17 protein-coding genes are annotated in these 17,239 nt (G+C 38.7%); 7 read left to right on the plus strand and 10 right to left on the minus strand.

The genetic code is table 11. The features are described 5' to 3' along the window. Position 1: 1 nt before the first annotated feature. From CLV81_RS17855 to CLV81_RS17895, 9 genes are all read right to left on the minus strand, one after another. Positions 2-367, minus strand: a complete 366-nt coding sequence (locus CLV81_RS17855; RefSeq protein ID WP_106146937.1) for a response regulator transcription factor — start codon at positions 365-367, stop codon at positions 2-4. Continuing rightward, positions 364-3,051, minus strand: coding sequence for a sodium:solute symporter family transporter (locus tag CLV81_RS17860; RefSeq protein ID WP_106146939.1), 2,688 nt, complete (start codon positions 3,049-3,051; stop codon positions 364-366). Before CLV81_RS17860 ends, CLV81_RS17855 begins: the two co-directional genes overlap by 4 nt. Continuing rightward, positions 3,044-3,238, minus strand: coding sequence for a hypothetical protein (locus CLV81_RS17865; RefSeq protein ID WP_106147704.1), 195 nt, complete (start codon positions 3,236-3,238; stop codon positions 3,044-3,046). The genes CLV81_RS17860 and CLV81_RS17865 overlap by 8 nt, the downstream gene beginning before the upstream one ends. A gap of 86 nt (positions 3,239-3,324) precedes the next feature. Then, a complete protein-coding gene (locus CLV81_RS17870; RefSeq protein WP_106146940.1) occupies positions 3,325-5,031 on the minus strand; it encodes a sodium:solute symporter family protein in 1,707 nt (568 codons plus the stop codon). A gap of 20 nt (positions 5,032-5,051) precedes the next feature. Next, entirely contained in the window at positions 5,052-5,315 is a 264-nt protein-coding gene (locus CLV81_RS17875; RefSeq protein ID WP_106146942.1) for a DUF4212 domain-containing protein, read from the minus strand. Between the two features lie 11 nt (positions 5,316-5,326). Beyond that, positions 5,327-6,538: a hypothetical protein gene (locus tag CLV81_RS17880; protein ID WP_106147706.1), complete on the minus strand. Its 1,212-nt coding sequence runs from the start codon at positions 6,536-6,538 to the stop codon at positions 5,327-5,329. A gap of 96 nt (positions 6,539-6,634) precedes the next feature. Next, positions 6,635-7,048 carry an IS1/IS1595 family N-terminal zinc-binding domain-containing protein gene (locus tag CLV81_RS17885; protein ID WP_106146944.1) on the minus strand — a complete coding sequence of 138 codons (414 nt, stop codon included), beginning with the start codon at positions 7,046-7,048 and terminating at the stop codon, positions 6,635-6,637. Between the two features lie 127 nt (positions 7,049-7,175). Beyond that, positions 7,176-8,129: a phosphoribosylaminoimidazolesuccinocarboxamide synthase gene (locus CLV81_RS17890; protein ID WP_106146945.1), complete on the minus strand. Its 954-nt coding sequence runs from the start codon at positions 8,127-8,129 to the stop codon at positions 7,176-7,178. Positions 8,130-8,133: 4 nt separating this feature from the next. Continuing rightward, a complete protein-coding gene (locus CLV81_RS17895; RefSeq protein ID WP_106146947.1) occupies positions 8,134-9,087 on the minus strand; it encodes a PhoH family protein in 954 nt (317 codons plus the stop codon). A gap of 122 nt (positions 9,088-9,209) precedes the next feature. On the opposite strand from CLV81_RS17895, the gene CLV81_RS17900 reads away from it, so the two are divergent. The 5 genes from CLV81_RS17900 (at position 9,210) to dnaN (ending at position 13,972) form a co-directional block, all read left to right on the plus strand. Continuing rightward, complete coding sequence (locus CLV81_RS17900) at positions 9,210-10,040, plus strand: SAM hydrolase/SAM-dependent halogenase family protein (protein WP_106146949.1); 831 nt, start codon at positions 9,210-9,212, stop codon at positions 10,038-10,040. Then, positions 10,041-10,343: a putative quinol monooxygenase gene (locus CLV81_RS17905; RefSeq protein ID WP_106146951.1), complete on the plus strand. Its 303-nt coding sequence runs from the start codon at positions 10,041-10,043 to the stop codon at positions 10,341-10,343. Further along, complete coding sequence (gene gldF, locus CLV81_RS17910) at positions 10,343-11,074, plus strand: gliding motility-associated ABC transporter permease subunit GldF (protein WP_106146952.1); 732 nt, start codon at positions 10,343-10,345, stop codon at positions 11,072-11,074. Before CLV81_RS17905 ends, gldF begins: the two co-directional genes overlap by 1 nt. After that, on the plus strand, positions 11,071-12,738 hold the full coding sequence (gene gldG / locus CLV81_RS17915; protein WP_106146954.1) for a gliding motility-associated ABC transporter substrate-binding protein GldG: 1,668 nt from the start codon (positions 11,071-11,073) through the stop codon (positions 12,736-12,738). Before gldF ends, gldG begins: the two co-directional genes overlap by 4 nt. 115 nt (positions 12,739-12,853) lie before the next feature. Next, positions 12,854-13,972, plus strand: coding sequence for a DNA polymerase III subunit beta (gene dnaN / locus CLV81_RS17920; RefSeq protein WP_106146955.1), 1,119 nt, complete (start codon positions 12,854-12,856; stop codon positions 13,970-13,972). Between the two features lie 54 nt (positions 13,973-14,026). Here the strand turns inward: dnaN and CLV81_RS17925 are convergent, their stop codons facing one another. Continuing rightward, positions 14,027-14,386 carry a DUF4870 domain-containing protein gene (locus CLV81_RS17925; protein ID WP_106146957.1) on the minus strand — a complete coding sequence of 120 codons (360 nt, stop codon included), beginning with the start codon at positions 14,384-14,386 and terminating at the stop codon, positions 14,027-14,029. 84 nt (positions 14,387-14,470) lie between these two features. Here CLV81_RS17925 and mnmE point away from each other — a divergent pair, with 84 nt between their 5' ends. Together mnmE and CLV81_RS17935 are read left to right on the plus strand one after the other, a co-directional pair. Beyond that, positions 14,471-15,841, plus strand: coding sequence for a tRNA uridine-5-carboxymethylaminomethyl(34) synthesis GTPase MnmE (gene mnmE / locus CLV81_RS17930; protein WP_106146959.1), 1,371 nt, complete (start codon positions 14,471-14,473; stop codon positions 15,839-15,841). A gap of 182 nt (positions 15,842-16,023) precedes the next feature. Next, entirely contained in the window at positions 16,024-17,160 is a 1,137-nt protein-coding gene (locus CLV81_RS17935) for a tyrosine-type recombinase/integrase (protein ID WP_106146961.1), read from the plus strand. Positions 17,161-17,239 lie beyond the last annotated feature (79 nt).

Below are 17,239 nucleotides of genomic sequence, written 5' to 3' on the forward strand. Positions count from 1 at the left end.
TTCAGGCTATCATTTCTTCAATTTCTGCAATGACCTTCTTTACTGAAAATGGTTTGGTCACATAACTATCGGCTCCAAGTTTTAGGCCCTTTTCCACATCGGCAAGTTTACTTTTAGCCGATAAAAAAACCACCTTGGTTCCGTTGAGATCCTTATTATTTCGTATTTGTTTTAAGGTTTCATATCCATCTATCTTGGGCATCATAATATCCAAGAGAACAATATTGGGAAGCTCTTTACCTGCTATTTCCAAGGCTTCAGTCCCGTCCCGTGCAATAAACACCTCAAAGTCCTTTTTCTTAAATGCATATTCCAACGACATCACAATGTTGGGTTCATCATCCACTATCAAAATCTTTCTACTCATATTGTCTTAGGTATTGTGAATACCAGTCTCGCTCCGTGCGTAACTGTTTTATCAGCCCAAATACTTCCGTTATGGCTTTCAACAATTTGCTTGCAAATGGCCAAACCAAAACCACTTCCTTGAGGTTTTTTGGTGTTCTGATTCTTCGACTGATAAAATTTTTCAAAAATGTAGTTGTGGTCTTCTTCTGGAATTCCTCTTCCGTTATCTTCAACAACCACTGCTATTTCTTTTTCTTTTTCTTCCAGCAACACTTTAATCATTCCTTTCTCTTCATCTGTAAACTTCAAAGAATTGGACAATAAATTAGTTAGAACCTGCAGAATTCTGTCTTCATCATACATTCCTTCCAAATAATCAGATTCCTCAAAAACCACATGTACCTTTCGTTGCTCTGCGATACGTTCTATTCCGTTTATCGCCTTCTTAATGGTTTTATTGATTTTACCACTTCGTATTTTCAGTTCAGTGCGGTCAGAAGAAAGCTTTTCAAGATCCAAAATGTCATGAATCAATTTTGCCAAACGGTCCGTGTCTTTGCTGATGTTTTTTAAAAATTGTTGACGGAGCTCGGATGGCATTTCATCATCCTCGAGAATTTCTGAAGCAGCTTTGATTGAAGTAATTGGTGTCTTGAGCTCATGGGCAACTGTATCCAAAAACTCGTCTTTTTGTTTATCTTGAAACAAAAGTTCATCGTTGGCCAACTGTAATTTGGAAGCCATTTGGGACAACTCCTCCGATTTTTCAACAAGAAGTTTGTTGGTGGCTTTAGTTTCCTTGTTTTCCTCTAAAATATTTAAGACCTCAACCAGACTAATTGGTTTCTCTTTGGATACCGAAGCTAAAAGTATCTTGGCAGATGCACTTCCTATAGAACCTGTAAGTAGCTTTTCAGAAAAGTTGATGAGTCGAGCATCGGCTTTTTCTTCCTGTTCTGAAATATTGTATTTTCTATTGAAGATAGTAAGGGCGCGTTTTGTTCTTGTCTCCCCCAAAAACCGATTCAGTAATCTTCTAATATCGGCAACATATGCTTCTCCTTTCCAGACAAAAGCACCTTCTTGTAGATTTTCGTAATTCTCATTGTGGACAAACATTTCCGCATAATTCCGCTCACGGTAATTCCCTTTTGCCATAAGGGAGAAACCCACGAAAGCAATGGTATTAAAACTCATGCTCCATAAGAAAGCATTGCTTTCTGGAGTTAAGTATTCTAGACCGAATAACTGGGTTGGACGTAACCATGAAAAGCCAAATAGCCCCTTGTCGGTTATTTGCAAATCCGGAGAGATTACATCGGCCACAATAGGAAGTAATAGCGTATAGATAACTACCATTATTCCAACAGCCATACCTGCTTTGGCCGCTTTGGCCGTTCCACGTCTCCAAAAAAGTCCCAGAAAGAATGAAGGGGCTAATTGGGCAATTATCACGAATGAAATCAGGCCAATAGAAAATAAGGAAAGTTGATTGGAAAAGAGAATGTAGAAAAAATAGGCAACAATGATTAATATAAAGATGGCTATTCTCCTTATGTTTTTAATGTTTTTAGCATTTTCCTCAGGATTACCCTCTACAAGTTTTTTAATAAAACCATAAGGAATGATGACATTATTGCTTACCATTGTGGATAATGCTAAGGTGGACACCACAATCATGGAAATAACAGCAGAGAAACCTCCAATGAAAACCAATAGAGTCAAAAACGTATTACCTTCTTGAATAGGAAGCAAAAGTGAGTAATAATCGTGGTTTACCGTATCCGGTAGTTTGATGTTACCAGCCCATGCAATAAAAATCACAAAAACATTGAACACCAGGAGATACAAAGGAAATAACCAAATTGCCTTTTTTAAGTGATTGATATTTTGATTTTCTACAACCGCTACATGAAACTGTCTGGGCAATAAGAAAATGGCAAAAAAGGAAAGGAATATGGTAAACATCCAATTAAAGCCATTTTCCAAACCACCAAATGAACTCAGTTTCTGGAAGTTTTCGGTTAGGGATGCCTTTTGATAGACATCTGTTGTTCCGTCAAATAGAAAATACACTACAAAAATTCCGATGGCCAAGAAGAAAACTAATTTCAAAATAGATTCTAAAGCCACCGTTGCCATAATACCTCTTTTCCCAAGTGAGGCATCAGTGGATTGAGTTCCGAAAAAAGCAACAAAAATGGCGATGAGCAAGGCAATGTAAAAAGTCGAATCGTCCAATATGCCTGAAGAAATATAACTGTTGTTACTGGATACCAACGCAAAAGTTTCTGAGACTGCCTTTAGCTGCAATGATATGTAAGGGATAATGGCCAAAAGACAGGTTACCGTGACCAAAGCCCCTAGAGGTCTGTTGTTACCATAACGCATTGAAATAAAATCAGCAATACTTGAAATCTTATGTTGTTTGGATATTCGAATGATTTTTCTCATGAGAACAATCCAAAGTGGCATTGCGATTACAGGTCCAAGGTATATGGTCAAAAAACTAATTCCGGATTGTGAAGCTATACCCACACTTCCATAGTAGGTCCACGCTGTACAATAAACTGCCAAAGACAGCACATAGATGTATGGGTTATTGACCAACTTTCCCCGATGCTTCCTTTCGGCCCAGTACGCCAAGAAAAAAAGAAATGCTAGATAGGCGACTATAATCAGTATCAGGGCATAATTACTCATAGAATTTTTTTAGGATGTAATACGCCACTGCTATACTAATAAACCAGCTCAAAAAAATGAAAACGTAAAATGCCGGAAATCCAAATAGATGAAAATCACCATCAAAAATGGTAACGAAGGGAACGTTCCATAAAAAAAACAGGATAATCGCAACCATCACTAATTTCTGCTGATGTCTCTTTTTCATTTTCATCTCTCAGGTCCTTCCATAAAATTATGAAAACGGCGCGGTATTTAAACACCACACCGCTTTCTTTAACCAACTAACAATTTTTAGTGGGATACAGCTTCTCCTGCTCCACTAGGAATTCTTATATTCTCCACAATATCCTGAACCTCTTCTGGTGGTTCTTCAGTGAATTTGTTTACCACAAGGGCTACAGCAAAGTTCACAACCATTGCAATTGTTCCAAAGCCTTCTGGTGAAATACCAAACCACCAGCTATCTTTAAGACTACCAACGGCTTCTTTTCCTCCATCAAAGATTCCAAATTTGAATTTGAGCATGTAGAATAGCATGAGAGAAATACCTACAACCATACCGGTAATAGCTCCCTTACTGTTCATTTTCTTGTAGAAAATCCCTAAAATAATCGCCGGAAAGAAGGAAGCCGCAGCTAAACCAAAGGCGAGTGCCACCACCGCAGCTACAAAACCTGGCGGATTGATTCCGAAATATCCAGCGATACATACTGCGCCAACTGCAGACAAACGAGCGGCCCAAAGCTCTCCTTTTTCCGAAAGACCCGGATTAAATACATTCTTAATCAAGTCATGGGAAACGGATGAGGAAATTACCAATAACAATCCAGCTGCAGTAGATAAAGCGGCAGCTAAACCACCCGCGGCCACCAAGGCAATTACCCATGCCGGGAGGTTGGCTATCTCAGGGTTGGCTAGTACCATAATATCCCTATCCACTTTTAGTTCATTGATTTCAGGATTTGCGACATACTGAATTTTTCCGTCACCATTTTTATCGTCATGACCAATTAAACCCGTGGTTTCCCAATTTTTGAACCATTCAGGCATCGCGTCATATTCTTTATTGCTTACGGTTTCAATGAGGTTTGTTCTTGCGAAAACGGCAACAGCAGGTGCTGTGGTATATAGAATGGCAATAAATAACAATGCCAACCCAGCGGATTTTCTAGCATCCTTAACACGTTTTACAGTGAAGAAGCGAACGATTACGTGAGGTAATCCAGCAGTACCTACCATCAAAGCACAAGTAATGGCAAAAACATCAATTAGACTCTTGGAACCATTAGTGTATTCTGCAAAACCAAGTTCAGTTGAGAGTCCATCCAATTTGTCCAAAAGATAGCTGCCATCTGCAATGGTTCCCCCCATACCCAATTGTGGAATTGGATTTCCTGTCATTTGAATGGAAATAAAAATAGCTGGGACCATAAAGGCGAAAATCAAAACACAATATTGTGCAACCTGGGTATAGGTGATACCTTTCATTCCGCCCAATACAGCATAGAAAAGTACAATAACCATACCTATGATCACACCGGTATCAATATCTACTTCCAAGAACCGAGAGAATACGATACCTACACCACGCATTTGTCCGGCGACATAGGTAAACGAAACAATCAATGCGCAGATTACAGCAACTACTCTAGCGGTTTTTGAATAATATCGCTCTCCAATAAAATCCGGTACTGTAAACTTTCCAAACTTCCGCAGGTAAGGTGCCAAAAGCAATGCCAGAAGTACATAACCTCCTGTCCATCCCATTAAATATACTGCCCCATCATATCCTGCAAATGATATAATTCCGGCCATGGAGATAAAAGATGCTGCCGACATCCAATCCGCAGCGGTGGCCATACCATTCGCCAACGGAGAAACTCCTCCACCAGCAACATAAAACTCCTTTGTAGAACCAGCTCTTGACCAAATTGCAATACCGATGTAAAGCGTAAAGGTGATGCCGACTAAAATATATGTCCAAAGTTGTACACTCATAATTTTAATTCTTTAGTTAGTTAATCCTCGTTGTATCCGTATTTTTTGTCCAATTTGTTCATCAATCGTACATACACGAAAATGAGTATTACGAATACGTAGATAGAACCTTGCTGTGCGAACCAAAAACCGAGTTTAAAGCCTCCGATTCGAATTGCGTTCAACGCATCTTTAAAGATGATGCCTGCACCGTAGGAAACTGCGAACCAAATAATCAAAAGGATAACCAAATACCTTAGGTTCTCTTTCCAATACGCAGTAGCCTTTTTTTGCTTTTCTGTCATAATATGTTGGTTTATAAGTAAATCATTGCTTGAACGGTAAATACACCTGTCCCATCAGCATCTCCGACTTTGGAGTTTGCATATTCTAAACTCAGTTTGGAATGATGGCCAGTCATGAAGATGTTGGCTCCCAAGCCAAATCGTGTCGCATTGTCATCTATAGCGTCAATAGACCTGTTGTTATATGAGACATAGGGCTGTAATCGCGTCTTATCTGCTGGTCCGGGTACTAAATATCCTACATGGCCATAGACCATGTTGCCAGTTGCGTAGGGCCCAAAATTGTAGTTTTCCCCATAATCGTTGTTCTGATACACTAAATAGGCGGTAATTGCTGAACCATCTTGTCCAAGGGGTGCATCATAGAAGGCGTCAACAGCAAAAATATTGACATCGGCTCCTTCTCCATCAGCTTCAACCACACCATTGGCATGGTTAAAAAAGCCAGCACCGATATTGAATACCTTTTTACTACCCAAGTAAGACCCCACTTTATAAGGTAAGAAGTTGGATTCCTGGTCTAAGAAGTTGAAATCAAAATATCCTTGTAAAACCTTACCTGCATCTGCAGAGCCCAATATGCGACGACCACCATAAACGGTTACTCCGTCAGCTACAGGGTCTCTGGTATCCAAAGTACTGGTTCCCGCCTCGTTAAATGCTACGCGATACTGCAATTTGCCAAATTTTCCTTTGGCATACACTCCAATATGCCTGGCAAATTGGTCTGAAAGTCCAATAGTGGCCCAAGACTGACGATTGTTATCCAAGGTCATCATATTAAGCGTACTCTGGTTGTTTAACCTTGAAATGCCGTTCCAATAATGCAATCCAGCCCCTATGTCATGGTTGTCCACTACTTTCCATTCTCCCCAAAAATCGTGGAAGAACAACTGGGCATTTTCACCAAAACCAAGGGGACTTTGATTATTACCGTTAAGACTGTTGAGACCCCAATGGGTCAGGATCAAGAACTTTTTGTTTAACTGGGTAAAAGTCAAAACCCTTGCCCTTCTGATGCTAAAGTTAAACTGACTTACATCATCAGGTACGTCTTCATTGTACTGGGCCCAAAATTGACCCCACGCGATTATTCGAAGATATTTTGAACCATCTTCGTTAAACTTAACTTTGTAACCACCTGTATATTCGGTGCTTCCTTGCGAAAAAGCCAATGGGATGATTAGCAGTGAAAATGCCAATCCAAAAACTATTTTTTTCATTTTTAAGATGTTATGGTTTTTTTGCATGCACCACGAACATCCTAAAAAAAATGTCTTAATTGAAAGTTAATATATTTATTTGTAAATTAAGTATATCTATTCCCTAAAACGTTCCCATTTTATAAGCATAAACTTATCTCCCAGCTCTGTAACCAAAACGCCGGCACCCGTAATATTATCGGAATTTTGAAAATATTGCTGAAGCTCGCTTTGATTAAGAATTTTGTAGGTTGGATGATATTTGGAGTTGTAAGGGCGTTTAATATTGTATTTGCGTACCCAGTTCATTACAGAAACATGGGAAACTCCAAGAATCCTTTCTATTTCACGATACGTCAAGCCCTCTAGATACAATTGAAGTGCTTTATTTACATAATAGTCATCAATCTGCTTCCCAAGCTTTCCAACGGTAAAAAAATAACCACAGGATTTGCACTTGTATCGTTGCCGATTTTTAACAACCCCAGCCTTAATATAACGTTCAGATGAGCAATTTGGACAGGAATCCATTTGAGATATACTTATTTAGCATAAATATATCAATTTAGCATTAAACAAAACAATTGTTTAATCATTAAAATCAATGCCTTAACAAACTATCAAAAAAATAAAGGATTTCAGATAATAAGAAATTGGTTCAAAGCTGTTCTAAACAACCCAAAACATTCTTTGTAATACGTTTTTGAATATTGGAAACATCGGCTTTATCAAAGCTTCCCCCAGTAATACTTTCATAGAGTTCAATATAACGGTCAGAAACTGTTTGGATGTAATCATCACTCATCTCCGGAACTCTTTGTCCTTCAAGCCCTTGAAAACCACTGGATATAAGCCATTGCCTCACAAATTCTTTGGACAATTGCTTTTGGGCCTCTCCCTTCTCTTGCCGCTCTTCATAACCCTCGACATAAAAGTAACGAGATGAATCCGGTGTATGTATTTCATCAATCAATACAATTTCACCTTCTTTGGTTTTGCCAAATTCGTACTTCGTATCCACCAAAATCAACCCTTGACCAGCAGCCAAATCAGTTCCTCTTTGAAAAAGCTTTCGGGTATACTCTTCAAGAATTAGGTAGTCTTCTTCAGAAACAATGCCTCTCGCAAGAATTTCTTCCCTTGAAATATCTTCATCATGGTCTCCTTTTTCTGCTTTCGTGGCCGGAGTGATTATTGGTTCAGGAAATTTATCATTTTCTTTCATTCCTTCAGGCATGGCTACCCCGCATAACACTCGTTTCCCTGCCTTATATTCCCTAGCTGCGTGACCAGAAAGATAGCCCCGAATTACCATTTCAACCTTGAATGGCTCGCATGCTTTCCCTACAGCAACATTCGGGTCTGGCGTAGCCAAAAGCCAGTTGGGAACCAAGTCCTCTGTAGCTTTCATCATTTGAGTGGCAATCTGATTGAGAATCTGACCTTTATAAGGTATTCCCTTTGGCATTACTACGTCAAAAGCAGATAGACGGTCTGTAGCAATCATCACCAAAATATCATTGTCCAAGGTGTACACTTCGCGAACTTTACCTTTATACACTGAACGTTGTCCTGGAAACTGAAAATTGGTTTCCATCAAGGTATTGGCCATACTGCTAGTTTTGGTGTTCTATGTTCTTGTAGGCGTCTATTACCTTTTTGACCAACTTATGTCGAATGACGTCTTTATCATCAAGATAAATGATACCAATGCCCTTCACATTTTTTAAAATAAGTAGTGCTTCTTTGAGGCCAGAGATAACTCTTCTAGGCAAATCAATCTGACCTGGGTCTCCTGTAAGCAAGAACTTTGCATTTTTCCCCATACGTGTCAAAAACATTTTCATCTGGGCATGGGTTGTGTTTTGGGCTTCGTCCAAGATTACGAAGGCATTGTCCAACGTTCTACCCCGCATGAAGGCCATAGGCGCTATTTGTATGGTACCGTCCTCTATGTATTTGGCCAACTTTTCCGGGGCAATCATATCCCGTAAAGCGTCATACAGAGGCTGCATATAGGGATCGAGCTTCTCTTTTAAATCGCCTGGCAAGAAACCAAGGTTCTCCCCCGCTTCAACAGCAGGACGTGTTAAGATGATGCGCTTCACCTGTTTTTCTTTCAAAGCCTTTACTGCCAAAGCAACACCGGTGTATGTTTTTCCAGTACCAGCGGGGCCAATAGCGAAAACCATATCGTTTTCCCTACACAAATCCACCATTTTTCTTTGGTTAAGCGTTTGCGCTTTTATCAATCTACCACTGACTCCATGAACCAATACTTCATTGCTCGCCTTTGAAGATTGATAATCCTCTTCGCCATTACTGGTCAAAACACGTTCTATCATGTTTTCATCCAGCTTGTTGTACTTGGCAAAGTGAGAGGTCAACATATCAAAACGTTGGTCAAATTCCTCTAAAAGCTCTTCATCACCATAGACCTTTATCTTATTGCCTCTGGCTACAATCTTAAGTTTGGGAAAATACTTTTTAAGGAGTTCTATGTTCTCATTGCGCTGCCCAAAAAAATCTTGGGGGCTTATTTCTGTAAGTTCAATAATGAGTTCGTTCAAAAAAAGAGGGGTGTTTTAGGGTTATTTTCGAAGAAATGTTTTCGTTCTAATTTGTTTATTTTTACCCCACAAACTTAACCAAAAATCATTTTGGGCGCCGAAAAACATATCAACAGTATTGCATGGCAATCATAACTTTAACTACTGATTTTGGGCAAAAAGACCACTTTGTAGGCGCCATAAAGGGAACTATTCTAAACCATGTATCTGAAGTAACTGTTGTTGACATTTCCCACACAATTAGTCCTTTTAATATTCAAGAATGCGCCTATATACTGAAGAACAGTTACCATTATTTCCCTAAGGGAACCATTCATTTGATTGGTGTGGATTCCGAGCTTTCTCCAGAGAATGAGCACATTGTGGTTGAGGCAGATGGTCATTTTTTTATTGGGGCCAACAATGGAATCATATCCCTAGTAACTTCTGATTTAAATATTGATTCCATTATGGAAATCATTTTACCACAAGATGAGATAGATTCATTCCCTGCACTGGCGGTTTTTGTCCCGGTGGCATGCCATTTGGCCCGTGGCGGAAAGTTGGAAGTCATAGGTCGGCCTTTTAAAAATCTTAAGGAATCCAAAGAATTTGAACCTAGAATTACCAATGACGGAAGAACCATTATTGGCAATGTAATTTACATTGATAATTATGGAAATGCTGTCACCAATATTCGGAAAACCCTTTTTGAAGCCTATCGAAATGGAAGGGATTTCGAAATAGTCGCGAGAACCAACAAAATAAGAACCTTGCACAATGCCTATAATGGCATTATTAATTATGAACTTGACAAAGGTCAAAGGAAGGGGCCAGGAGATGCATTAGCCTTATTTAATACTGCGGGTCTTGTGGAGCTGTCCATTTATAAAAGTGATTTAAATAGTGTTGGAGGAGCTTCCACCCTATTGGGACTTAACTATCGCGATACCATAACCATTAATTTTTTATAAATGTTGATACGCATTGTAAAATTGACCTTTAAACCCGAAAATATCGCTAGTTTTGAAAGCATTTTTGAATCATCCAAACACACAATATTGGGATTTTCAGGTTGTAACTTATTGGAATTGTACCAAGACATAGAACGTCCAAACATATTTTTCACCTACAGTTTCTGGGAAAATGAATCTTGCTTGGAGGCCTACAGAAATTCAAGCTTTTTTAAAGAAGTTTGGCAGAATACCAAAACCTTGTTTTCCGAAAAGCCAGAGGCATGGAGCGTCAACAAACTTCAATCTTCAAATGAATTTTAATGTTTGCAGTTTTTAGAAGAGAAATCCAATCATTTTTTACAGCACCCATTGGCTATCTTATAGTTGGATTGTTCCTCTTGCTGAATGGTTTGTTCCTTTGGGTTTTTAAAGGAGATTACAACATTTTTGATTATGGCTTTGCAGACCTTGGCAACTTCTTTTTATTGGCTCCTTGGGTTTTTATATTTCTTATTCCTGCCATAACCATGAAGAGTTTTTCTGAAGAACGAAAGCTTGGCACCCTCGAATTGCTATTGATAAAGCCTATTTCTATCTGGAAAATGATCCTTGGAAAGTTTTTCGGAACCTTTTCTCTTTGTTTGATTGCCATAATACCAACCATAATATACGTGTTTGCCATATCTGATTTGGGCATCATTCCAGGAAACTATGATTTGGGCGTCGTACTCGGGTCTTATTTTGGCCTTCTTTTTCTTATTTCGGCTTACGTTGGTATAGGTCTTTTTGCTTCTACCCTATCGGAGAATCAGATTGTCGCATTTATCATTGGAATTTTGCTTTGTTTCTTGTTGTTCAACGGGTTTGATGCTTTCTCCACTTTGTTTCCCAATGGAGATACACAGCTTCAAATCCAACAGCTGGGGGCGAGAGTCCATTTTGATAGCATAGCCAGGGGAATCATGGATACACGGGATTTGATTTATTTCTTATCCATAGCCTTTTTCTTTTTGTATTTGACCCATGCACGATTAAGCCGTTTGACCCAATGAAAGGAAAGTTTGTTATTAGTATTATAAAAGGTCTGGCAATTCTTCTTTTGCTAAATATTTTGGGAAGTTTTATCTACAAAAGATTTGACTTAACCGAAGATGCTCGCTTTACCCTGTCAGAGCCTGCTATGAAAGCTGTAAAAAAGTTTAAAGGTCCCGTGATAATTGATGTTCTGTTGGATGGGAATATCCCACCCGAGTTTGCAAAACTGAAATCAGAAACGCTGCAATTGGTTAAATCCTTCTCTTCAATTAACAGTAATATCAAATTTAACCTTGTCAATCCTTTGGAAGACGAAGCGCAAAGTCAACAGACCATTTTGGATTTGCAACGTATTGGTTTGAAACCTGCCAATGTCACCGTCGAAGAAGGAGGCAAAGTGTCCCAAGAGCTTATTTTTCCATGGGCCATGGTGAATTACAATGACCAAACGGTAAAAGTCCCTTTACTCAAAAATAAGCTGGGGTCAAGTGCCGAAGAACGTATCAATAACTCTGTGCAGCAATTGGAATATGTTTTTGCTGATGCGTTCACCAAGCTAAGTTTTAAAGAAAAGAAACGCATCGCAGTAATAAAGGGTAATGGGGAGTTGGATGACATCTATATAGCCGACTATCTCACTTCAATACGGGATTACTATAATTTGGGAATCATCACTTTGGATTCAGTGGCCGGCAACCCTCAGGCAGTTCTGGACCAACTGAACAATTTTGATTTGGCACTCATTGCCAAGCCGACAAAAGCCTTTTCTGAAAAAGAAAAATATGTATTGGACCAGTTTATTGTGAATGGAGGCAAATCCATTTGGCTCATTGATAAAGTGGCCATGGAAGTAGACAGTATATTTGCAGGCGGTGGTAAGGCCATGGCCCTTCCAAGGGAACTAAACCTGAATGATTTCTTTTTCAAATATGGCGTTCGCATTAATCCAGTGCTTGTAAATGACCTTTACTTTACTCAAATCGTATTGGCATCTGGAGAAGGAAATGATTCACAATTCAATCCAGTGCCCTGGTACTATAATCCCATGGTTTTTTCAAAAAACAGCCACCCCATCAACTCCAATATCGAAGCTGTGCGCTATCAATTTGCAAATTCAATTGATTTGTTGGATAATGGCTATGAGAAAACGATTTTGCTACAAAGTTCACCATTGTCCAAAACCGAGGGAACGCCCAAACAAATTGGTTTGGATATTTTGAACACGCCTCCAAACAAAGATTCTTATAATGATGGGAATCAACCTTTGGCTGTACTGGTGGAAGGAGAATTCAGCTCTGCCTATAAAAACAGGGTCAAGCCCTTTCAACCAAAGAACGCTGTGGAAGATGGAGAAGCTAACAAGATGATTGTCATTGCTGATGGAGATCTTATAAAAAACCAACTACGGAACGGTCAACCCCTTGAACTCGGGTTTGATAAATGGACAAGCAGCTTTTACGGTAACAAGGAATTTTTGATTAACTGTACCAACTACCTCTTGGATGATACCGGACTTATAAACATCCGGAACAAAAAAGTGACCATCCCAGTTTTGGACGTAGAAAAGGTAGCGAACAAAAGAACCAAATGGCGGTTACTGAACATAGGGCTTCCCGTGGTTTTAACGCTGCTATCGGGATTGGCTTTCGGCTATTTCCGAAAACGGAAATATAGCACGTAAGTGTTGATAAATTTGTTTCTTAGCTTCGCTCATTTGAGATATATTTGTTTTTATCGATTTAGTTTTGGCCGATTGACGTGATGGGCTCGAACAAAATTCCAAAAGACTTTCTTTAATGAAATTTATAGTATCCAGTACATATTTATTAAAACATCTTCAGGTTTTAGGTGGGGTTATCAATAACAGCAACACCTTGCCAATTTTGGACAATTTTTTGTTCGACTTAAAGCAGAATAAGTTAACGGTATCTGCTTCCGATTTGGAAACCACTATGAGCTCTGTTTTGGATGTTGATTCCGATTCCGAGGGTGCTATTGCGGTACCAGCAAGAATTCTTTTGGATACTTTAAAAACATTTGCGGAACAACCCCTAACCTTTGTCGTTGAAGATAATAATACGGTTGAAATCAGTTCCAATCATGGAAAATATGCCCTTGCTTATGCTGACGGGGCTGAATTCCCCAAGGCCATAGAGGTTTCTAATCCTAGTTCCACGGTACTTCTAGGAGATATATTGGCGACCGCTATCAACAAAACGATTTTTGCAGCTGGCAATGACGACCTGAGACCAGTAATGAGTGGTGTATTTTTTCAGTTTTCAACAGAGAACCTAACTTTTGTAGCCACTGATGCCCATAAATTGGTAAAGTATCAACGTACTGATGTAAAGGCAAATCAGACCGCCGAATTTATAATGCCCAAAAAGCCTTTGAATCTTTTGAAGGGAATTTTGGCAGGTTCAGAATCTGAGGTTACCATTGAGTACAATGATAGCAATGCCAAGTTTATTTTTGATAATACCGAGCTTATTTGTAGGCTAATAGATGGAAAATACCCCAATTACGAAGCGGTCATTCCTAAAGAGAATCCAAATGTACTCTCTATTTCCAGAGGACAGTTTTTGGGTTCGGTGCGAAGGGTATCCATTTACTCCAATAAAACCACCCATCAAATCCGGTTGAAAATTGCTGGAGCGGAATTGAATATTTCAGCAGAAGACGTGGATTACAGCAATAAGGCGGACGAACGTTTGTCTTGTTCCTACCAAGGGGATGATATGCAAATAGGTTTCAATTCCAGATTTTTGGTAGAAATGTTGGGCAATCTTTCCGCAGATGATGTCACTTTGGAGATGAGTCTTCCCAATCGTGCAGGTATTTTAACCCCTGCAGATGGATTGGATGAAGGCGAACATATCACTATGCTGGTTATGCCCGTTATGTTGAACAATTAGTCACCAACCATAAAAATTGGAAAAAGCCAAGGCAAATGCTTTGGCTTTTTCTTTTTATAGAAAAGGTATGGTCAAGAAATTTGATGGCGATTCTCCATTAGACGCTTTAACTGCATTTACTATCGGAAGCACAAACCCTAAAATAGCCACTCCAATTAAGCCTAATATCCCTAGACCTAAAAGTAAAATAGCCGGGATGCTTATCAATATATAAAGCAATAAGCTCAACTGTAAATTCACTGCCGCCTTACCATGCTCGTTCATTCCTTCTACACTTTTTCGAGAACTTAACCAGATAATCAGGGGTACAATAAATCCTCCAAATCCAATGGCGTAACTTAATAATTGGGTAAGGTGCATAATAGTTAGCAAGGTATTATCCTTGCGTAGAACATTTTGATTAACTAATTCCATTTTTTGATTGATATTGATGATATAACATATTAGTATATAATTTCTTCATAACGTTACACTTGACTAATTTGTATTTTTGCGCCCATGTCGTATCAAGATACCATTGTAGCTTTGGCAACCCCTCCAGGCGTTGGGGCAATCGCAATAATTCGCGTATCAGGAGAAGAGGCTATTTCCATAGTCGACTCCTTGTTCGCCTCAGTTCGAGGGAAGAAATTGGGCAATCAAAAAACACATACTGTCCATTTGGGACATATTAAAGATGGAACCAAGGCATTGGATGAAGCATTGGTTTCAGTTTTTAAAGGCCCTAATTCCTATACAGGTGAGAATGTTGTTGAAATATCCTGCCACGGCTCTCCATATATCCAACAACAAATTGTACAGCTTTTATTGAGAAATGGCTGTAGAACTGCCTCGGCCGGTGAATTCACCCTAAGAGCATTTTTAAATGGAAAGATGGACCTCAGCCAAGCAGAAGCCGTTGCCGATTTGATTGCCAGCGACAGTGCATCGGCCCATGAAATCGCATTGAAACAAATGCGGGGTGGATTCAGTAACGAAATTGAAGAATTGCGTCAAGAACTCTTGAACTTTGCCTCGCTGATTGAGTTGGAATTGGATTTTTCGCAAGAAGATGTTGAGTTTGCCAATAGAGATCAATTCAACACCCTTCTTTTAAAAATAAGCGAAGTCCTAAAAAAGCTCATTGATTCATTCTCTCTAGGAAATGTGATGAAACATGGGGTGCCTGTTGCCATAGTGGGAGAACCCAATGTTGGAAAGTCCACCTTACTTAATGTGCTGTTGAATGAGGAAAAAGCCATTGTTAGCGATATTGCAGGTACCACTAGAGATGCCATTGAGGACCAAATAAGCATTAAAGGAATAAACTTTAGATTTATTGATACGGCAGGTATTCGAGATACCCAAGATACTGTCGAGCAAATTGGAATTGAACTTACTTTTTCAAAAATTAATAAGGCTAAATTGGTTATTTACCTTTTTGATGGAAAAAACTATAATGATTCAACCCTCCAAGAAATCACAACAAAGTTTCCAGACAAACCTCTTTTGCCCATTTGCAACAAAACCGATACTTTGGATAAGGAAACGATGGAAAAATTAAAAGCTTCCGTTCCTGGCGTCTCATTTATATCGGCAAAAACTGGGGAAGGCGTTGAAACCTTGAAAGAAAAACTATATAATTCTGTTGAGACTGGGACCTTGAAAGGTGACAACATTGTTGTAAGCAACAGCAGACACTACGATGCCCTTTTGAAAGCACTGGAAGAAATACAAAAGGTAAAAGAGGGCTTGGATATCGGCGTAGCAGGAGATTTAATGGCCATAGATATTCGTCAAGCCTTGTTTCATTTAGGAGAAATTACCGGAAGTGTAACCACAGATGATTTATTGGGAAATATTTTTTCCAACTTTTGCATCGGAAAATAAATAAGTTGATTTTTAAATTTCATTTAGATTCATTTGTTTTCATTTAATTGATAATCAATAAGTTGTTTAAAAATATTTCTTTTCTTCGTTTCTTTTTATAGCCTATTTTCATACATTTATTTCACCTAATTTTCACCTTAACATGATTTTTGACAAAAGAGGTGAAAAAATTTCACCTCGAAATGAAAATAAGTCTAAAAAGCAAAAAGATTAAAAATGGAAAGTTGAGCCTTTTTATAGAATATTATAAGGGTCACTTTATTGACAAGAACGGAATCAATAAATACAACAGGGATTTTGAGTATTTGAAAATGTACCCTTTGGAAAATCCCTCGACTCCGGATGAAAAAAGAAAGAACAAAGAGATCTATGAATTGGCTGAGAAAATCCTTTCGATTCGGAAATCAGAATTCTATCAAGGTAAGTATAAACTAAAAGACAATAAAAAAGGGAATATCCTCCTTTTTGATTTCTATAAAAAATTGCAAGAAGAGCGTTACGAATCCAAAGGGAACTACGGGAATTGGGATGCTGCCTTTAAACATCTAGAAAAATATGCTCCTACACATATTCAATTAAAGGATGTTGATACCGATTTTGTTAGAGGATTCAGACGTTACCTTAACACTAAGGCGAAAACTAAGAGTAATACTCCCCTATCTCAAAATTCTAAATACACCTATTTCAATAAACTTAAGGCCGCGCTTAGGGAAGCCTACAACGAGAATTATATTGATACCAATGTTATCAAATCGGTCAAGGGATTTGAGCAGGCCGAATCACAACGGGAATATCTAACCTATTCTGAATTACAAGCCTTGACACAAACCGAATGTAAATATCCCATCCTTAAGAATGCGTTCATATTCAGTTGTCTTACTGGATTGCGATGGAGTGACATCAACAAATTAACCTGGGCGGAAGTAAGAGACGAAGATGGAACCTCACGAATTATTTTTAGGCAGAAAAAAACCGATGGGCTTGAATACCTTTATATTTCAGGCCAAGCGAGAGAATTATTAGGGAAGAGAACTAATAGAAATGAAAGAGTTTTTAAAGGATTAAAATATGGTGCGGTTTACAATACTGAAATCCTTCGATGGTGCATGAAAGGTGGAATAACAAAGCATATAACTTTCCATAGCGCAAGACACACTAATGCAGTGCTATTACTTGAAAATGGGGCGGATATTTATACGGTTTCAAAACGCTTGGGACATCGAGAAATTCGAACGACAGAAATTTATGCAAAAATCATTGATAAGAAGATGAAAGAGGCCGCCAACATGATTCCCGAGTTGGATATGGGAAAAATCTGAAAACAAATTAGCCTTAATAGTAACTTTCGAAAGTCTATGAACTGAACTACTAAATAAGTTCGAGATAGGGAAATATTAA

The organism is Flagellimonas meridianipacifica, from assembly GCF_003001695.1.
In the GTDB taxonomy this organism is placed as follows: Bacteria; Bacteroidota; Bacteroidia; order Flavobacteriales; family Flavobacteriaceae; genus Flagellimonas; species Flagellimonas meridianipacifica.